Genomic DNA, 16,907 nt, shown 5'->3' on the forward strand with positions numbered 1-16,907 from the left:
GCCTGGAGCGACACGGTGGGGCAGCGGGGCCGCTCGGGGTCTCCCACGCAGCTGTTGCTGGTGCTGTCCGTCACGTTCCGGGGGCAGGGGATGCGCGGCGTGGGTTTGCCCTGGTCACCTACGCCGAAGCAGACGCCCACCTCCGCGAGGTTGCAGCGCGAGTCACATCGGAGGACCACGCTGTCGACCGCGCCGAACGCCGAGCGCAGGTCCGACAGCGGGACGCCGCGCCCGACGTTGTCGCGCAGGAGCTCGGGTGTCCCCTGGTCGCCCGGGAGCGACAGCAGCGCGTCGATGCTGCTGGTGAAGTAGCTCCGGGCGTCCATCCCCGTGCAGCTTCCGTGTTTGGGCCACTCGTGGTTCGCGAGGAAGAAGTTGTCCGTGACGTAGCCGGGGCCGTAGGTGCCCATGGTGTCTGGAATCGTGGAGGGGTCGGGGAAGCAGCGCGAGGGCGCATTGGGGCCCTGACATTCGCAGAGGCCGCCGCAGAAGGCCGGGTAGGTGCAGCGCTGCTGCTTCGCCTCCTCGTCATTGAACTGGGGCCACAGCCCATGAATCGTGAGGTGGTTCGCGGCGAAGCTCCCCGCGAGCTGCGCGCACTGCTCCTTGTCCGGATGGCCCGGACAGAAGTTCGGCGCCCACGTCAGCGCGAGCAGGTACGCGCCGAAGCGCGGCGTGGCACAGGCTCCGCCATCCGGCGCGGAGGGCTCATCCGCGAAACAGTTGCAGGCCGTGGCCTGGGGGCGTCCGAACTCGATGTCGAGGGCCTCCGCTGTCGCCTGGTCGAGCGGCCGGACCGTGGCGGTCTTCGCGGCGGGCGGTGGAGGGGGAGGGGTCTCAGGACGCGTACGGCATCCCTGCACGATGAGCAGACACAAACACAATGCAAGGCGTGGCGGGATGCGCATGGTTCCCCTTCCTCGGCGCTGAGCGGAAGCGGCACCAAGGTGGGCAGTCGTCGCCCCGCGCCACACCCCGCGCCCGGGTCCCATCGTGTGTCTGGGATTGTGGGCTGCCTGCCCATCCACGCCCCTCCTGGAGGGAAGGGCACTGCTGGAAATCCGACGCCGGCGTTACGCGGGCTGGAGGAAGCGGCCGTCCACCAGGTGGTCGATGACTTCCCGGGCGGAGTGCGGATCCAACCTCGCCTTCGTGCCCAGCTGTGTCACCGCGCTGGAGACGGTGGTGGGGCGCTCGAAGGTGGCCAGGGCCGCGAGCAGGATGGCGCCGTCCTGGCCCTGCGCGAGCGTTGGATCCGAGAACTTGCGCGGGCTGACGGAAGGGGCGCAGCTCAGGGTGATGCCATCCACCGAGCGCATCACGGTCACGGGCTCCTGGGACACCTTCGCGGGGGCCCGGTGGGCGCCCAGCCAGTCCCCGAGCGTGAACTGCTGCTTCGAGGGGGCGGTGTTGAGAAGCCGCGTGCGGCCATTGATGTCCAGGCGCTTCCGGGCATCCCGGTGCTTCCACGCCAGGGCATCCACGCGGTCGGAGGTGCGCTGCACCGCGGCTTCGAGCGCGGCGTTCTTGAAGCGGATCATCGGCACGGACACGTCGCCGGGCTCGCGTCGCTCGAAGTAGTCGAGGAACTCCGTGAACGTGCGCGCTTCGGACACCATGTCGAACCGCGCGGGGTGTTCGGTGACCAGGGCCCCGGGTTGGGCTTCGAGCCGCTGGTAGCCAATCACGCAGTCCAGGTTGATGATGCGCTCCACCAGTCGGAGCTCCTCCGCGAGCGTGGCCTCGCTCGCGAAGGGCAGGCCGCCGATGCCGGAGATTTCAATCTCCAGGTTCGGATGGCGGCGGGAGGCTTCAATGACCTCGAGCAGCTCCTGGTCCTTCGCGCATGGCTTGAGCAGCCCCTTGCCCATCTGCTCCAGGCGCTGCCTCTCGGAGAAGCAGCCGATGTCGAGCACCATGTAGATGCGCTGGAAGGTCCGGGCCAGCGCTTCGACGAGTTCGAGTTTGGGCACGCCCCAGAGGAAGTACGTGCAGCAGTGGCGCGAGAGATCGACCCCGGCCCAGGTGCTGCCCAGGAACTCCGCCGTGCTTCCGGCGAAGTCGTAGCGCATCTGCCAGGTCCGGCCGGCGATCTCCTGATGATCCCGGCGCACGCTCTCCTCGGAGCGCAGGAACGGCTTCGCGCGCCCGAAGGCGGCCTTCTGGTTGCCGCGGGCGCCCCCGCAGTAGAGGCAGTTCTCGCCGCACCCCTTGCCGGGCGCGACCCAGCCGGAGAAGGAGTTGCGGTCCATCTGGCTCAGGAAGAGCTCGTTGAAGTGCGAGTAGTAGATGTCCTCCGTGTTGGTGGCGCCCTGCACGTACGCCAGCGGCAGCCTGCGGGGCTTCCCCTCGGCGTTCCGGCTCACGCAGTTGGGCGGGGTGGGGTCGCCCTGGCAGATGGCCAGCAGGGGCTTCTCGCCGTCGCCCAGCACGATGTGGTCGATGCAGTCCTGGGTGCTCAGCTCCCGCCACCAGTACGACGCGGAGTTGCCCCCCACGACGATGCGGATGCCCGGGTCGATTTCGCGCAGCGTGCGCGCGATGAGCAGCGCGCGGTCCACGTGGTGGAACCACTTGAGGCTGATGCCCACCAGCTTGGGGCGCACGCGGGTGACGAGGCTCTCGAAGGAGCGGACCACCTCGGCGTCGGTTTCGTCCCCGTCGTACAGCCGCACGAAGGCCTCGACCCCGCCGCGTCTCAGGTAGCTCGCCAGGTACAGGATGCCGCACGTGGCTTCGCCCGTTCCGGCACCGACGAGGAGCACTGGCGAGAGGTCACGACCACCGCGCATGAGACGAGCACCGACCTTTCCGAGTCGTTTTCAGCGTAGACGATTCATGGCGGGCCAGCGCGGAATGGTTGGCGCCCACCGCGCAGGCATTCAGGCGGCTTGAAGGCCGCCGGCTCCCCTTGGAGCGAAGGGGCCCGGGGGTTCGCGCTTCCCCCGGCACGCCACTAGAGTGCCGCGCCCATGACTCCTCCTTCGCCGCACCTGCCCGCGGCCGCGCCCCCTGCTGGAGCGGCGCCAGCCCCGGTCGCGGCGCTCGATGGGCTCCGGGCCGTGGCCGTCGTGCTGGTGCTGCTCTCGCACCTGCCCTCCCGCTATTTCATCGGCGGGTTCGTGGGGGTCGACGTCTTCTTCGTCCTCAGCGGCTTCCTGATCACCACCACGCTGACGCGGGGGTTCCAGGCGCGGGGGCGTCGCGAGTTCGCGTCCTTCTACTTCCGCCGCATCCTCCGGCTCTGGCCGCCGCTCGCGCTCTGCCTGGTCCTGGCGTGGGCCTTGTGGGACCGGGGCGCTGGCGCCGGGCCCGTGCCCGACTTCACGTCCGCCGCGCTCGCGGCCGTGTTCAACTTCGCCAACTGGCGGGTGCTCCTGGAGCCGGATTCGATGGGGCTGTTGAGCCATACCTGGTCGCTCTCCATCGAGGAGCAGTTCTACCTGGTGTGGCCGCTGGGGCTCTGGCTGATGGTGTCCCGGGGACGCGACCCCCGTCCCATCCTGTTGGGCATCATCGGCACGGTGTGGCTTGCGCGCGGGGTGGTGGTCCTCTCCGGCCTCGACTTCAACCTCTCGCGCAACTCGCTGACCCGGATGGACGCCCTCCTGCTGGGCTGTGTGCTGTCCCTGAGCCAGCACGGCCCCTGGCTCCAGTCCCGCTGGCTGCGGTGGCTCCAGCACCCGGTGACCAGCGTGCTGGCGCTGGTGACGCTCGTGCTGGCGTCCGTCTTCCAGGCGGAGGGCCCGGGGTACTACGCGGTGGGGATTCCGGTCATCGCCGTCGCGGCGACCGCGCTCATCGCCCATGGGATTTCCCGGCGGCCTGGACGCGTCCTGCGGTTCTTGGAGTGGGGGCCGCTGACGTTCATCGGGCGCCGTTCGTACGGCCTCTACCTGTACCACTTCCCCATCTTCTTCACGCTGAACAGCCACCGGGTCACGCCCACGCGGAGCAACTTCATCACCTTCTCGTTGGGGGCGCTGGCGGCGACCTTCGTCGTGACCTGTCTGTCTTTCTGGCTGGAGGAGCCGCTCCTGCGCTGGGGGCGCGCCTGGCTGGAGGGGCGGCAATCCGCGCGGGCCTCCAACCCGGTGACATGACGGACCGTCACCTGTAGCGTGCCGCCACCGCCATGCCGAAGCCCGACCTCGCCATCTCCATCGTCAATCACAGCAACCCGCACCTGCTGCACGACTGCCTGCGCTCGCTGTACGCGAACACGCACGACATCACCTTCGAGGTGTGGGTGGTGGACAACGCCACGGACGGCCGGGGCGTGGAGGAGATGCGGCGCGACTTCCCGCAGGTGAAGTGGCTCTTCAACACGGAGCGCAAGGGCTTCTCCGCCAACCACAACCAGGTGTTGCGGCTGGCGCAGGCGCGGCACATCTGCATCTTCAACGACGACACCCTCGTCCACGACGGGGCTTTCGACACGCTGGTGCGCTTCCTGGACGAAAACCCGCGCGTGGGCATGGTGGGCGCGCGGTTGCTCAACGCGGACGGTACGCTGCAGAACTGCGTCTTCCGGCCCATGACGTTGTCCGGGGCGCTTTTCGACCTGCTCTTCCTGCCGCGTCCGCTGCACTTCCTCAAGGAGCGGAACATCGACCCGGTGATGTACGGGCACGACATGGCGCGGGTGAACTGGGTGCTGGGCGCGTGCATCGTGGTGCGCGAGGAGTGTCTGCGCGACGTGGGCCTGCTGGACGAAGTGCTGTCCCCGCTGGGCAACACGGAGGACACGGACTGGTGCGTGCGCGCGTGGAAGGCCGGCTGGGAGGTGGCCTTCTGCCCGGAGGCGGTCATCACGCACCTGACGAGCCGCTCGTTCCGTCCCTCCGCCAGCGGGCACGACAAGGTGCGCGTGGAGTTGTGGCGCACGCGTCTGGCGTACTTCCGCAAGCACCACGGCCGGCTGCATGAAGCGCTGCTGCGGCTCATCCTCGTGGGCACGTTGCCGTACAACTCGCTGGTGCTGACGCAGACCCTGCTGCGCGGGCGCATGGCCCCGGAGGAGTACCGGCGGCAGCTCTCCACCTTCGCGCGCATCGGTGAGATGGGCGCGCGCACGCGGGTGGGTTGAGCGCGTGCCCGTGAGGCCGGGCGGTAGGGTGTGAGAAGCCCTTGATGCACTCGCAGACGCCAGGCTCAGTCTTTTCCGTGTGTGCTTGAATACGACTCCGAGTGCGTGTCACGCTCTGGGCTCATGGAGGGCGCGCCCTGATGAGGATCGAGGCCATTGGGATGAGTTCCTGCCTTGGTCCCGCAGTGACGGCGTGCGCCGCTTTCAGGGCGGGCATCACGCGGCAACAGCCTTCCGAGGCGGTGACCACGTTTGTGCCTGGCGACAGCGAGGCCCAGCCGGTCAACGTCTGCGCCATTCCGGGCATCACCCTGGGGTTCTCGGGCGTGGGGCGGCTCGTGGCCATCACCGAAGATGCGCTGGGAGATCTCGGTGCGAAGACCTCCTTGGCGGACCTGGGCCGCGAGGCGGGAGTCTTTCTCGCGCTCCCTGACTTCGCTGACCCTGGAGTCGCCCCCCAGGTCCGTGTGGCCACCCAGGAGGCATTGGGCCGTCAGGTGTTGGGGCGGGCACTGGCGGGGCAGGGCGTGTCCTGGCCCGAGGACCGCTGGCGATTCTTCACCGGAGGCTCGGCAGGCTTCGCGCTGGCCCTGGCCGCCGCCCGACAGGAATTGGTGCGCCGCACCTTCGACGTGGTGGTGGTGGGGGGCGTCGACTCGCTCGTGGATCCTGAGCACCTGCGCTTCCTGCTCGCCGAGCGGCGACTCAAATCCGCGGACAATCCTGTCGGGCTCCTTGCCGGTGAGGCGGGAGCCTTGCTCGTGCTGCGTAAACACTCGTCTGGGGGCATCAGCGGGATGACGCCTCGGGTTGAGCTCCTCGCCGTGCATACCTCCGTGGAACAGCGAGCGCTGGGAGCCGGGGCAATGCCCGATGGCGGAGCACTCGCCACGTGTGTGCAGGAAGTGCTGCGGGCGTGCCCGGACCAGGACGTGGCCTTCATCTGCGATCTCAATGGCGAGCAGCGCCGCGCATGGGAGTGGGGTTCTGCTCTGGTGCGCCTGAAGTCCCTCGTCCCCTCGCTGGGGGATTCACCCGCGTGGGTGCCCGCGACGGGGTTCGGAGATGTGGGGGCGGCCATGGGGGCCGTGGGTGCCTGCCTCGCGGTGAGGGCCTTCGAGCGCCGCCATGCGCCAGCACACCAACTGGTCATCGCCTCGCAGTCAGACTCGGGAGAGCGTGCTGCGTTCGTGCTGACCGCTGCGGGTGCTCCCCATGCAGGAGGTTCGAGATGAGCAACATGAGCCGCAATGGACGTGTCGTGACGCTCGAATCCCTCATGCAGGGCAGCTACGAAGTGTATGGGCAGGGCATTGCCGGCGGGCGCTCCAACCTCCAGGACCTGGGTCCCCTGCCAGGTAGCTCCGGAGTCATGAAACGGAATGCAGCGCGCAAGCAGCAGGTGGACGAGACGAAGAAGCGGCGCAAGGAGAACGGCGACGCTTCTACCGAAGGACCTCATGCCAGCCCGTTGACGCCGCACAAGGCAATTCTCGGCAAGGGCGCGAACTACGCCCGGAACGGTGCCTCGTACATCCGAAGCAACCATGGCTCCGAGTACAGCACCTTCGGGCACCTGGGCCCCTCCGATTTCCAGGCCGGCGTCGCGAGCCGCGCGAGCATCGCCCAGGCAAACAACTTCAATCCGGTGGTGAGCGGTCAGACCCTGCCGTATCGCTGGCAGGCCCACCACCTGATTCCAGGAGAGGCCTTCTACACCGAGGATTCATCGGGCAAGCCCGTCATCGACACCGCGGAGAACTTCGACATCCTCCTTCAGACACCCTATGACATCGATCATGGCCACAACCTGATCATGCTGCCCTCCGTCTCCTGGGCCGTCCCTGTTCACTCGCTGCTTCAGCACCCCAACAACCACAATGGCTACACCCAGGATGTCATCCAGGGGCTCAGCGCCATCGATGCGGAAATCGACACGCTGCGCGGGCAAGGCAAGCCTCATGAAGCCATCGTCGGAAGCGTCTTCGAAGACCTGAAGAAGCTTGAAGCTGAACTCTGGACGACGATGATCAAGCGTTCACGCAAGGCCGTCCGTGGCGCGGCGGAGGGGTTGCGGTACGACGGGCCCTGGTGCCGGTGGCAGACGCGAAAGGGGCGGGATTATGGCAGTTGGCCAGCGCTGTGGTGAGCGCGGAGGGCGGGATTCATGAGCTTCTGGATGCTGTCGAGCAGGAATGATGGAGCGTTGCTTGACGCCTACCCGGAAGGGCCCGAGGGCTGGCGATATCTTGAGCCCCAGCCGCTCGCCCATGAGTTTCTGGCAGGTGCGGTCATGGGCTTCTCGCCCAGCTTCACGGAACGACGGAAGGTCTACGACTTCGTCAACAACAGCCGGGCTCTGCAGGTTGTCTCCATGCGGGTCCGCCGCATCGTCGCGGAACTGGCTCCAAACGAGGTCGAGTTCCTGCCAGTCACGCTGGTGGACCACGACAAGGAGGTGGTTTCGCGTGAGCACTTCATCATGAACCTGCTCCACCGCCGGGAGGTCATCGACCTGGAGCACTCGGATGTCGTCCGGAGTTCCATTCTCAAGACGGAGATCCAGTTCGTGCATGGGCTCGCGCTCAAGCAGGACATTCCCCCGGAGGGTCCGCATGTCTTCCGGCCCGTCCACCTGCGAATTCGCACTTTCGTGGATGCCGTCCTCCGGGATGCGCTCACCCAGGCCGGGCTCACAGGCTGCAAATTCCTGCCAGCCCATGGCTGGGATGGCGACGAGGACTGAGGCCCAGCGCGCATGGAGTTCGACCTTGCCTTGCTTCGTGAGGATGCGGGCGCCGCAGTGCGCTCCCTCATTGCGCACATCGGACCGGGGGACGGAGAGCGGGACGCCCTCGTGGACAACACCCGGGAGCTGTGCGGGAGCTTCGTCACCATCGCCGCCGCCACGTTGTTGCTCGAAGGGCGCTCCCAGCCCTTCTTCCTGAACCTGTGTCGGTCGGCGGAGAACTGGCGCCGCCTCCTGGCCTGGTTGGAGTCGCGCGGGCTGTCACCACCCCCCGCGTCCTGGGGCCTCACCCCGCTTGCGGGTGCGGTGGTCGCCTGTCATTGGGAACTCGCGACCGAACTCGCCACACACCTTACGTCACGGTTTCAGAAGGAGACGGAGTCCCCGGTGGAGTTCGCGTGGGCGCATGTGCTCCGTGCCCTGGTGCTTCACGGCGTGCGTGGAGAGGATCCCACGCCGCAGCTCGAAACGTTGGAACGGGCCAGCCGGGAGGACTGCTGGCCCGCGCTCGCATGGGCGCTGGTGCGCGCGGATGCCCGAGCCTTCGAGTCCGCTTTTGAAACAGCGCTCTCGGTGCACACGGCACGAACGGAGAAACTCGCGCGTTCCTTTACCGTGCGGGTGGACCGCTTCGTCGCGCACCGGTTCCTGTGGTTCGACGGGCTTGCCCTGCTACGGCTTGCCCGAAGGCAAGGGCTTGCCGTCCACGAAAGGGGGCACCGCTATTGTCCGCCGCTCGCGCTCGCACCCGTGACGGAGCGCTATCAGGGAGATTGGGTCCTCTCCCTAGGCCAGGGTTAACCCCGTTTAATTGCGCTTAACCCCCGGTCTCCAGCCCTGTTGGTAGAGCAGGGCCCTTCCGTCATGGATGCGGGACGGCATCTGGGGGCACCAACATGAAGAGCAAGGAATGGCAACGGGTCGCGCGGCGACTCGGAGTGCTGCTCACCGTGGGACTTGGACTGCTGGCGACGGAGGCGCTCGCGCAATGCCAGTACTATTCGAGCATCCAGGCGCGCATCCAGGTTGATTCCACGTCGGGGTGGACCCCCAGCGCCAACATCATCCAGGGCCAGCGGTTCCGAGTGGGGGTCTTGGCGAATGGCACGAATACCCTGGCCGCAAGGGAGTACGTCGGGCTGAAGGTGACCGGCCCCAATGGCTACCTCGTGAGGCCTCCCGTCAACGGCGTCTTCGTCGATGCGCCCTACGCGGGGACGTATGTCCTGGAGGCCGGCTGTATCAACAGCACCCTCACCTCAACCGCCACCGTGACGGTGACGGCGACGAGCCCCAGCACTCCTGCCCAGCGCCCCAACCTGCGCATGATTGGCATTCGCCCGGGCATCGAACTCTACAAGGGAGACCAGACCAAGATCACCGCCTGGGACCGGGAGAGCATGAAGAAGGTGGCCGAAGCGGGCGCGGTGGGCACGCACATCGGCTTCAGCTGGGCGGACATCCAGGCCACGCGCACGGGACCGTTTGATTGGACCGGCGCGGAAGCCCAGTACGAGGCGGCCCGTGAAAGGGGCCTGCTGCCCTTTGCCTTCAGCGGGACCACCCCCCTCTGGGCCCTTCCAGCGGGATTCACTGAATCCCACCGCTCCCCTCCGGATCCCCAGTACACTGCGGACTTCCAGTACTTCTTCCGCGAGCTGTCCGCGCGTTTCTGCAATCGCGTGCGCTACTACGAGTTCTGGAACGAGCCCAACGGCTGCTCCTGGGTGAACCCGAACTGCTCCAACGGCCAGCAGGCGCAGGCCGAGCTGTACGCGGACTGGCTGAAGCTCTGGTACGTGGCCATGAAGGAGGGCTGTCCGGACGTCGTGCTCTCCACGGGCGGACTGGACTGTTACCCCGGCACAGGCGCCACGGGCTGCAGTCAGTACATCGAATGGATCTACAACCGCATCGGCGGTGACTACTTCGACGCCGTGGCCATCCACCCCTATGGGGTGAAGGAGCCCACGAGCGACAACGATGCCTACCTCAACATCGCCGGCATCGAGGATGTCCGCCGGGTGATGGTGGAGCGCAACCAGCCGTGGAAGAAGATCTGGGCGGACGAGTGGGGCTACAACACCCGCGACGAAGCCCTCAAGGGCCGCATGGTGGACCGGGCGCTGAGCTGGTTCGAGGACCCCGCCCACGACTACATCTTCCAGGCGCGTTACCTGACGGTCCAGGACACGGGGGAGACCCCGGTGGACCACAACTACGGTCTGTGTGACATCAACGCGACGGTGAGCCCTCCGGCGGTGACCGCGCGGCCGAGCTATCAGACCTACCGCACCCACGTGCTGGGGGCAGGGGTCACGGTCATCCCCCTGAACAACGCCGAGCTGGAGACCCACACCTCCAGCCAGTTCGGCGCCCTGGGGCACTGGGGGCCCAATGGCGCCTGGGCGAATCACCTGCAATTCCCCCGGCCCGGCAACCAGAACCTGGGCAAGGTGTTTGGCTATTACTCAGCGGGCCTGACCGAGACCGTGGGACAGCTCCTCACGGGCTACCGGTTCGTGGCGGGCAAGACGTATGTCTTCAAGAGCTGGGCTCACGGCGGCGGCGACAACACCGGCGTGGTGCCGTACCAGATTGGCTACGCGGAGACGGATGGCAACCTGGCCACCTGGAAGCCCCTCCAGACGCGCCTCTTCGCCGTGGGCAACACCTGGTACGAAACCGAGGGCGTCAGCTTCACGGTCCCCGCGGGGAGCCCCGCGGTCGGAAGGCAGATCATCGTCCGTTTCGGCAAGCAGACCGACGGGGGCATGGGTGACATCTGGTTCGACAACCTGAGCCTCACCCTGCGGTAGCTGGGCGCCTGGGTCCGTCCTGAAGGCGTGCTTTGGCAGGCCGGAACCCATTGAGCCAGGAGGGCGTGCGCTCGACGGCCCGTCGGGCGTCATGCCTTCTTCCCGGCAAGCTCTCTGGCCGTCTCGACGAAGAGGCGCAGGGGCCCGGAGCGCTGTGCACGGCTGGGGTAGTAGAGGAAGAAGCCGGGGACGGTGGGCGCGTAGGCCTCGAGCACCCGCACGAGCCGCCCGGCGCGCAGGGGCTCCTCCACCGCCGGCTCGAAGGCGTACGCCAGTCCCATGCCCTGCTCGGCCAGGAACAGCATTGCCTCGTTGTTGTTGACCACGACGCTTCCGCGGACCGGCACGCGCCAGTTCTTGCGGCCTCGCTCGAACTCCCACGCGTAGAACGCACCGGACTTCTCCATGCGGAAGTTGAAGCACTCGTGGCGCAGCAGCTCCTCGGGGCGCTCGGGCGTCCCGTGGCGCTTGAGGTAGCTGGGAGCGCCCACCACGACGAAGCGGAAGGCGTGGGTGAGGCGCACCTGCACCATGTCGCGCTCGATGGCCTCGCTCAGCCGCACCCCCGCGTCATAGCCCTCGGCCACGATGTCCACGAGGCGCCCCTCGACGACGACCTCCACCTCCACCCGCGGGTAGCGTTCGCGGAAGGTGGGGAGCACCGGGTTGATGACGAGCGGCAGCGCGATGCCCGGCACCGACAGTCGCAGTCGCCCCACCACTTCTCCCGGCTGGGCCGACACCGTCTTGAGGGCCTCGAACGCCTGGCCCAGCCCGGGCCCCGCGCCCTCCACCAGGCGCCGTCCTGCATCCGTCAGCGCCACGCTGCGCGTCGTGCGCGTGAGGAGCACCACGCCCAGTTGTGCCTCAAGCTGGCGGACGGAGTGACTGACCGCGGCCGTGGAGACGCCCAGCTCGCGTGCCGCGGCGCTGAAGCTGCGCAGGCGTGCCACATCGAGGAAGACCTGGAGGTGCGGAAGAACGGCCGTCTTCATCTGGAGGACTCCTGCGGCCCCGTGGGATTTGTCACACTATCAAATCCCGTTTAACAGCCCATGCAGTCTGTTGAGCCTACCGGAGCCCCGGCCTGGACTGTATTTCTTCTGAGGCCTTGGGACGCGGTGTTCCGGGCGCAGCGGCGCCATCGCAAACGCCTGGTGACGCAAGGAGGTTCCATGCACGCAGCGGAAGTGGTGGTCATCATCGGGGTAGGCGGTATCGGGCAGGCGATTGCGCGCCGCCAAGGCTCCGGCAGGTCTGTGCTCCTCGCTGACTTCAACGAGGCCATGCTTGCCTCCGCCGCCAAGGCACTTGAGGAGACGGGTTACAAGGTCACCACGCAGCGGGTCGATGTATCGTCGCGCGCCTCGGTGAACATGCTCGCGACGGCGGCGGCGGGCATGGGCCGCGTCATGCAGGTCGTGCACGCGGCCGGACTCTCGCCCGTGATGGCGCCCGTGAAGGGCATCCTCGAGGTCGACCTCGTGGGCACCGCCCTCGTCCTGGAGGAGTTCGGTCGCGTCGTCGCCCCCGGTGGTGCTGGCGTCGTCATTTCCAGCATGGCCGGGTACATGCCGCCCCCGCTGCCGCTCGAGATGGACCAGGCGCTCGCGCGCACCCCGACGGATGAGCTCCTGAAGCTGCCCTTCCTGGGCGCGGACGCCGTCCCCGATTCAGGCGCGGCCTACGCCCTCTCCAAGCGCGCGAACCACCTGCGCGTCCAGGAGGCCAGCCTCGGCTGGGGCGAGCGCGGCGCCCGCGTCAACTCCATCAGCCCCGGCATCATCGCGACGCCCATGGCCCAGCAGGAGATGTCCTCCGAGGGTGGCCCCGTGTACCGGGCGATGATCGAGAAGTCCGCCACGGGGCGCATGGGGACGCCCGAGGACGTCGCGTCCGCCGCCGCGTTCCTCCTGGGGCCCGAGTCGAGCTTCATGACCGGCGCCGACCTGCTCATCGACGGCGGCGTCATCGCGGCGCTGCGCTCGGGCCGGCTGCAATTGGCCGTGGGGTGAGGGCAAGGCGCGTGACTCCCCTACGGTTCGGCTGCTCCTCCAGGCGCTTCCTCGAGGAGCAAGCCGCGCTGGAACACGGCTTCATGGATGATCGGGTCCAGGATGCAATGCACGTACACCGGGCGCTCGGTCGCGCGTGCCGTGTTGATGTAGTCCCAGGTCACCGCGCCCCCGAGCGGAACGATCAGCCGTCTTCCTACCGGACCCGATGGCGTCTCGAGCTTCATCAGGAGCGCCGCGACGTTCCTGGGGTTGCCCCGCATGTGCTGGATCTCCTTGATGACGGCGACATAGCGCTGCCCCTCGCGACGGACGCGGTCGATTGTCTTCTCCTCGCCCTCCGAGGAACGAATGAACAGGAAGAGCATGCCGATCAGGAACAGGGCGATGAAGCTGAGGACGAGGAAGGTCAGGATGACGGCCATCGGAACAGTCTATCCGGCCCGCGGAGCCCTTCGCAGGCTCCCACGTGAACCGCACCGGTCAGCCGACGTACGCCGCCAGGTGCTTGCCGGTCAGCGTTGATGGCGCCGCGACTAGGTGGGCCGGTGTTCCTTCGAACACGATGCGCCCGCCGTCGTGGCCCGCGCCCGGCCCCAGGTCGATGAGCCAGTCCGCGTGCGCCATGACCGCCTGGTGGTGCTCGATGACGATGACCGACTTGCCGGAGTCGACCAGCCGGTCCAGCAGCCCGAGCAGCTGCTCGACGTCGGCCAGGTGCAGCCCGGTGGTCGGCTCGTCGAGCACGTAGACGCCACCGTCCTCACCCATGTGCGTCGCGAGTTTCAGCCGCTGCCGCTCGCCACCCGACAGCGTGGTGAGCGGCTGTCCGAGCCGCAGGTAGCCAATGCCAACGTCCGTCATGCGCTTCAGGATGGCGTGCGCGGCCGGCGTCCGCGCCTCGCCAGCGCCGAAGAAGGCGACCGCGTCCGCGACGGGCAGGTCCAGCACCTCGGCGATGTTGAGCCCGCCGAGCCGGTAGTCCAGCACCGCCGCCTGGAAGCGCCGGCCCTCGCAGTCCTCGCAGACCGTGGTGACGCCGGCCATCATCGCCAGGTCCGTGTAGATGACCCCGGCGCCGTTGCAGGTCGGGCAGGCGCCCTCCGAGTTGGCGCTGAACAGGGCGGGCTTCACGCCGTTGGCTTTCGCGAACGCCTTGCGGATCGGCTCCAGCAGGCCGGTGTACGTCGCCGGGTTGCTGCGCCGCGAGCCACGGATCGCGCCCTGGTCGACCGTGACCACGCCGTCCCGGCCGGACACCGAGCCGTGGATGAGCGAGCTCTTTCCCGATCCGGCCACGCCGGTCACCACCACCAGCACGCCGAGCGGGATGTCGACATCGACCTTGCGCAGGTTGTGGGCGCTGGCGCCGCGCACCTTCAGGGTCCCCGACGGCTTGCGCACCGATGGCTTCAAGGTAGCCCGGTAGCCCAGGTGCCGCCCGGTGAGCGTGCCGCTGGCCCGCAGCCCGGCGACGGTGCCCTCGAACACGACCTCGCCACCAGCGGTGCCCGCGCCGGGGCCAAGGTCGACGACGTGGTCGGCGATCTCGATGGCCTCTGGCTTGTGCTCGACGACCAGCACGGTGTTTCCCTTGTCGCGCAGGCGCAGCAGCAAGCCGTTCATCCGCTGGATGTCGTGCGGGTGCAGCCCGACCGTCGGCTCGTCGAACACGTAGGTCACGTCGGTGAGCGACGACCCGAGGTGACGAATCATCTGGGTGCGCTGGGCCTCGCCGCCCGACAGCGTCCCCGACGGACGGTCGAGGCTGAGATAGCCCAGCCCGATCTCCACGAACGAGTCGAGCGTCTGTCCCAGGGTCGCCAGCAGCGGCGCGACGGACGGTTCGTCCAGACCGCGCACCCACGCGGCCAGGTCGTTGATCTGCATCGCACAGGCGGCGGCGATGTTGATTCCCTTTATCTTGGAGGACCGGGCGGCCTCGTTGAGCCGGGTGCCGCCGCACTCGGGACAGGCGGTGAACGTCACCGCCCGCTCCACGAAGGCACGCAGGTGCGGCTGCAGCGACTCCTTGTCCTTGGACAGGAACGACTTCTGGATGCGCGGAACCAGCCCCTCGTAGGTCAGGTTCATGCTTTCGAACTTCACCTTGGTCGGTTCGCGATAGAGGAAGTCGTGGCGCTCCTGCTTCGTGTAGTTCCGGATCGGCTTGTTCGGGTCGAGGAAGCCCGAGGCCGCGAAGATGCGCACCTGCCAGCCGTCCGCGGTGTAGCCCGGGATGGTGAGCGCGCCCTCGGCGAGCGACTTCGTGTCGTCGTACAACTGCGACAGGTCGATGTCCGTCACCGAGCCCATGCCCTCGCAGCGAGGGCACATGCCGCCGGTGATCGTGAACTCGCGCTTCTCGGTCTTGCCGTTGCCCTTCTCGAGTGACATCTGACCGACGCCGCGGGCGGACGGGATGTTGAAGGAGAAGGCGTTGGATGAGCCGACATGCGGCTTGCCGAGGCGGCTGAACAGCACCCGCAGCATCGCGTTGGCGTCGGTCGCGGTGCCGACCGTCGAGCGGGAGTTGGCGCCCATCCGCTCCTGGTCGACGATGATGGCGGTCGTCAGTCCTTCCAGGACGTCGACCTCGGGCCGCGCCAGCGTGGGCATGAACCCCTGCACGAACGCGCTGTAGGTTTCGTTGATCAACCGCTGCGACTCGGCCGCGATGGTGCCGAACACCAGCGACGACTTGCCCGAGCCCGAGACGCCGGTGAACACCGTCAGCCGCCGCTTGGGGAGCTCGACGCTCACGTCCTTCAGGTTGTTCTCCCGGGCACCCCGGACGCGGATCAGATCGTGACGGTCGGGGGGAGGCGGGTGGGGGGCGCGCAGGGGCTCGGTCATGGCGGTCAGTATATGACTTGACGGGAATATGAATCAATAGGCATATACGCCGCATGGAATCCTCGTTCGCGATCCTCGCGGAGCCGAACCGCCGGAGCATCCTCAGTCTGCTGGCCGCATCGGAGTGCTCCGTCGGCGAGCTTGAGCGCCAGCTGCGGATGCCGCAGACCTCCGTGTCCAAGCACCTGCGGGTGCTGCGCGAGGCCGGCTTCGTGGAGGCGCGCGTCGAAGCGCAGAAGCGGGTCTACCGGCTCCGGCCCGAACCGCTCATGGAGGTCGACGCTTGGTTGACGCCCTTCCGGCGCTTCTGGACGGCCCACGTCGATGCGCTCGAACGCCACCTTGATCAGATGGACCCGACACCCAAGAAAGGAAAGAAGCGATGAGCCACCGTGCGAAGTACACGCCCGGCCCCGCGGCCGGAGCCAGGATCCACAAGGAGGCGGAGAAGTGGACGCTCGTGCTCGTCCGCGACCTGCGTCATCCCCCCGCGAAGGTCTGGGAGGCCATCACGGATCCCGAGCATCTGCGCGAGTGGGCTCCGTTTGACTCCGACCGGAACCTGGGTGCCGTTGGCACCGCGAAGCTCACGACCGTGGGCGCTCCGACGCCGTTCGTCGCCGAGACCCAGGTGAAGCGGGCGGAAGCGCCGAAGCTGCTCGAATACAGTTGGGGTGGGAGCGACATGCGCTGGGAACTGGAGCCGCTGGGAGGCAGCGGCACCCGGCTCACGCTCTGGCACAACATCCACCGTGGGTTCATCTCGATGGGTGCGGCGGGCTGGCACATCTGCTTCGACGTGCTGGACGGGCTGCTGTCCGGTGAGCCCCTGGGGCGCATCGTCGGCCCCGAGGCGATGAAGTTCGACGGCTGGCAGCGATTGAACGTCGAGTACGCGAAGCAGTTCGGCGTCGAGCCCCCCGGTCTACCCTCCACCCCCCGGACCTGAACATGCTTCGCTCCAAAGGACTCATCATCGGCTTCTGGCTGGCCACGGCGCTCTTCTGCCTGCAGATAGGTTTCACGGCCTACGCGCAGCTGCGCCTGCCGGAGGTGGCGGCGGCCTTCACCCACCTCGGCTTCCCGGACTACTTCCGGGTGGAACTCTCCTGGGCCAAGTTCCTCGGCGTAGTGCTGCTGCTGGCGCCGGTCCCGGCGCGGCTCAAGGAGTGGGCCTACGCCGGCTTCGCCATCAATCTGGTCTCCGCGCTCGTCGCCCACTTCGCGGTGGGGGATGGCCCGGAGGCGTGGGGCTTCGCGGTGGCCACCGGCGTGCTCTGGGGGCTGTCGTACCTCTGCTGGCGGCGCCTGGAGGCCAGGCCGCACTTGAGAAACGCTTGAGGTCTGGTCGCTACAAGCCATCCCCTGGGAGCGTGTCC

General features: G+C 67.7%; 16 protein-coding genes. 11 read left to right on the plus strand and 5 right to left on the minus strand.

Translation table 11 applies throughout. From position 1 onward, the window contains the following. Together D7X74_RS15555 and D7X74_RS15560 are read right to left on the minus strand one after the other, a co-directional pair. Window positions 1-908: hypothetical protein (locus D7X74_RS15555; RefSeq protein ID WP_199741833.1), on the minus strand; the 908-nt coding region annotated here is incomplete at its 3' end. Window positions 909-1,073: 165 nt separating this feature from the next. After that, complete coding sequence (locus D7X74_RS15560; protein ID WP_120533750.1) at window positions 1,074-2,792, minus strand: radical SAM protein; 1,719 nt, start codon at window positions 2,790-2,792, stop codon at window positions 1,074-1,076. A 180-nt stretch (window positions 2,793-2,972) separates the two neighbouring features. On the opposite strand from D7X74_RS15560, the gene D7X74_RS15565 reads away from it, so the two are divergent. The 7 genes from D7X74_RS15565 to D7X74_RS15595 all read left to right on the plus strand — a co-directional run bounded on the left by D7X74_RS15565 (window position 2,973) and on the right by D7X74_RS15595 (window position 10,657). Then, window positions 2,973-4,103: an acyltransferase gene (locus D7X74_RS15565; RefSeq protein WP_120533751.1), complete on the plus strand. Its 1,131-nt coding sequence runs from the start codon at window positions 2,973-2,975 to the stop codon at window positions 4,101-4,103. Between the two features lie 32 nt (window positions 4,104-4,135). Continuing rightward, window positions 4,136-5,089: a glycosyltransferase family 2 protein gene (locus D7X74_RS15570; RefSeq protein ID WP_120533752.1), complete on the plus strand. Its 954-nt coding sequence runs from the start codon at window positions 4,136-4,138 to the stop codon at window positions 5,087-5,089. Between the two features lie 140 nt (window positions 5,090-5,229). Then, a complete protein-coding gene (locus D7X74_RS15575; protein WP_120533753.1) occupies window positions 5,230-6,324 on the plus strand; it encodes a beta-ketoacyl synthase N-terminal-like domain-containing protein in 1,095 nt (364 codons plus the stop codon). Then, window positions 6,321-7,238: an AHH domain-containing protein gene (locus tag D7X74_RS15580; RefSeq protein WP_158620302.1), complete on the plus strand. Its 918-nt coding sequence runs from the start codon at window positions 6,321-6,323 to the stop codon at window positions 7,236-7,238. The genes D7X74_RS15575 and D7X74_RS15580 overlap by 4 nt, the downstream gene beginning before the upstream one ends. 18 nt (window positions 7,239-7,256) lie before the next feature. Next, the gene (locus tag D7X74_RS15585; protein WP_147446572.1) at window positions 7,257-7,835 is read left to right on the plus strand and encodes an imm11 family protein; all 579 of its coding nucleotides are present in this window, start codon (window positions 7,257-7,259) and stop codon (window positions 7,833-7,835) included. A gap of 57 nt (window positions 7,836-7,892) precedes the next feature. After that, on the plus strand, window positions 7,893-8,639 hold the full coding sequence (locus tag D7X74_RS15590; protein ID WP_158620303.1) for an Imm49 family immunity protein: 747 nt from the start codon (window positions 7,893-7,895) through the stop codon (window positions 8,637-8,639). Window positions 8,640-8,734: 95 nt separating this feature from the next. Then, entirely contained in the window at window positions 8,735-10,657 is a 1,923-nt protein-coding gene (locus tag D7X74_RS15595; RefSeq protein ID WP_147446573.1) for a hypothetical protein, read from the plus strand. An 89-nt stretch (window positions 10,658-10,746) separates the two neighbouring features. Here D7X74_RS15595 and D7X74_RS15600 read toward each other — a convergent pair whose 3' ends face one another. Continuing rightward, window positions 10,747-11,652: a LysR family transcriptional regulator gene (locus tag D7X74_RS15600; protein WP_120533757.1), complete on the minus strand. Its 906-nt coding sequence runs from the start codon at window positions 11,650-11,652 to the stop codon at window positions 10,747-10,749. Between the two features lie 180 nt (window positions 11,653-11,832). Between D7X74_RS15600 and D7X74_RS15605 the strand changes: the two genes are divergently transcribed. Continuing rightward, window positions 11,833-12,672, plus strand: a complete 840-nt coding sequence (locus tag D7X74_RS15605) for an SDR family oxidoreductase (RefSeq protein WP_120533758.1) — start codon at window positions 11,833-11,835, stop codon at window positions 12,670-12,672. 20 nt (window positions 12,673-12,692) lie between these two features. Here the strand turns inward: D7X74_RS15605 and D7X74_RS15610 are convergent, their stop codons facing one another. Together D7X74_RS15610 and D7X74_RS15615 are read right to left on the minus strand one after the other, a co-directional pair. Further along, window positions 12,693-13,097 carry a hypothetical protein gene (locus tag D7X74_RS15610; RefSeq protein ID WP_120533759.1) on the minus strand — a complete coding sequence of 135 codons (405 nt, stop codon included), beginning with the start codon at window positions 13,095-13,097 and terminating at the stop codon, window positions 12,693-12,695. A 58-nt stretch (window positions 13,098-13,155) separates the two neighbouring features. Next, window positions 13,156-15,528, minus strand: a complete 2,373-nt coding sequence (locus tag D7X74_RS15615) for an excinuclease ABC subunit UvrA (RefSeq protein ID WP_120533760.1) — start codon at window positions 15,526-15,528, stop codon at window positions 13,156-13,158. Window positions 15,529-15,581: 53 nt separating this feature from the next. Between D7X74_RS15615 and D7X74_RS15620 the strand changes: the two genes are divergently transcribed. From D7X74_RS15620 to D7X74_RS15630, 3 genes are read left to right on the plus strand one after another with little or no spacing between them, the layout of a single operon-like run. After that, on the plus strand, window positions 15,582-15,914 hold the full coding sequence (locus tag D7X74_RS15620) for a helix-turn-helix transcriptional regulator (protein ID WP_120533761.1): 333 nt from the start codon (window positions 15,582-15,584) through the stop codon (window positions 15,912-15,914). Beyond that, a complete protein-coding gene (locus D7X74_RS15625; protein WP_120533762.1) occupies window positions 15,911-16,477 on the plus strand; it encodes an SRPBCC family protein in 567 nt (188 codons plus the stop codon). The genes D7X74_RS15620 and D7X74_RS15625 overlap by 4 nt, the downstream gene beginning before the upstream one ends. Window positions 16,478-16,479: 2 nt before the next feature. Continuing rightward, window positions 16,480-16,869 (plus strand): DoxX family protein, encoded by a 390-nt coding sequence (locus tag D7X74_RS15630; protein ID WP_120533763.1) that lies wholly within the window; start codon window positions 16,480-16,482, stop codon window positions 16,867-16,869. Window positions 16,870-16,907 lie beyond the last annotated feature (38 nt).

The organism is Corallococcus sp. CA047B (assembly GCF_003612065.1).
Classification (GTDB): Bacteria; Myxococcota; Myxococcia; order Myxococcales; family Myxococcaceae; genus Corallococcus; species Corallococcus praedator.

Excerpts from the sequence above, each read along its gene's own strand:
- D7X74_RS15560 (WP_120533750.1), bottom strand. The coding sequence starts at position 2,792 with ATGCGCGGTGGTCGTGACCTCTCGCCAGTGCTCCTCGTCGGTGCCGGA.
- D7X74_RS15575 (WP_120533753.1), top strand. The coding sequence starts at position 5,230 with ATGAGGATCGAGGCCATTGGGATGAGTTCCTGCCTTGGTCCCGCAGTG.
- D7X74_RS15605 (WP_120533758.1), top strand. The coding sequence starts at position 11,833 with ATGCACGCAGCGGAAGTGGTGGTCATCATCGGGGTAGGCGGTATCGGG.
- D7X74_RS15570 (WP_120533752.1), top strand. The coding sequence starts at position 4,136 with ATGCCGAAGCCCGACCTCGCCATCTCCATCGTCAATCACAGCAACCCG.
- D7X74_RS15600 (WP_120533757.1), bottom strand. The coding sequence starts at position 11,652 with ATGAAGACGGCCGTTCTTCCGCACCTCCAGGTCTTCCTCGATGTGGCA.
- D7X74_RS15610 (WP_120533759.1), bottom strand. The coding sequence starts at position 13,097 with ATGGCCGTCATCCTGACCTTCCTCGTCCTCAGCTTCATCGCCCTGTTC.
- D7X74_RS15615 (WP_120533760.1), bottom strand. The coding sequence starts at position 15,528 with ATGACCGAGCCCCTGCGCGCCCCCCACCCGCCTCCCCCCGACCGTCAC.
- D7X74_RS15620 (WP_120533761.1), top strand. The coding sequence starts at position 15,582 with ATGGAATCCTCGTTCGCGATCCTCGCGGAGCCGAACCGCCGGAGCATC.
- D7X74_RS15580 (WP_158620302.1), top strand. The coding sequence starts at position 6,321 with ATGAGCAACATGAGCCGCAATGGACGTGTCGTGACGCTCGAATCCCTC.
- D7X74_RS15625 (WP_120533762.1), top strand. The coding sequence starts at position 15,911 with ATGAGCCACCGTGCGAAGTACACGCCCGGCCCCGCGGCCGGAGCCAGG.
- D7X74_RS15630 (WP_120533763.1), top strand. The coding sequence starts at position 16,480 with ATGCTTCGCTCCAAAGGACTCATCATCGGCTTCTGGCTGGCCACGGCG.
- D7X74_RS15585 (WP_147446572.1), top strand. The coding sequence starts at position 7,257 with ATGAGCTTCTGGATGCTGTCGAGCAGGAATGATGGAGCGTTGCTTGAC.
- D7X74_RS15595 (WP_147446573.1), top strand. The coding sequence starts at position 8,735 with ATGAAGAGCAAGGAATGGCAACGGGTCGCGCGGCGACTCGGAGTGCTG.
- D7X74_RS15565 (WP_120533751.1), top strand. The coding sequence starts at position 2,973 with ATGACTCCTCCTTCGCCGCACCTGCCCGCGGCCGCGCCCCCTGCTGGA.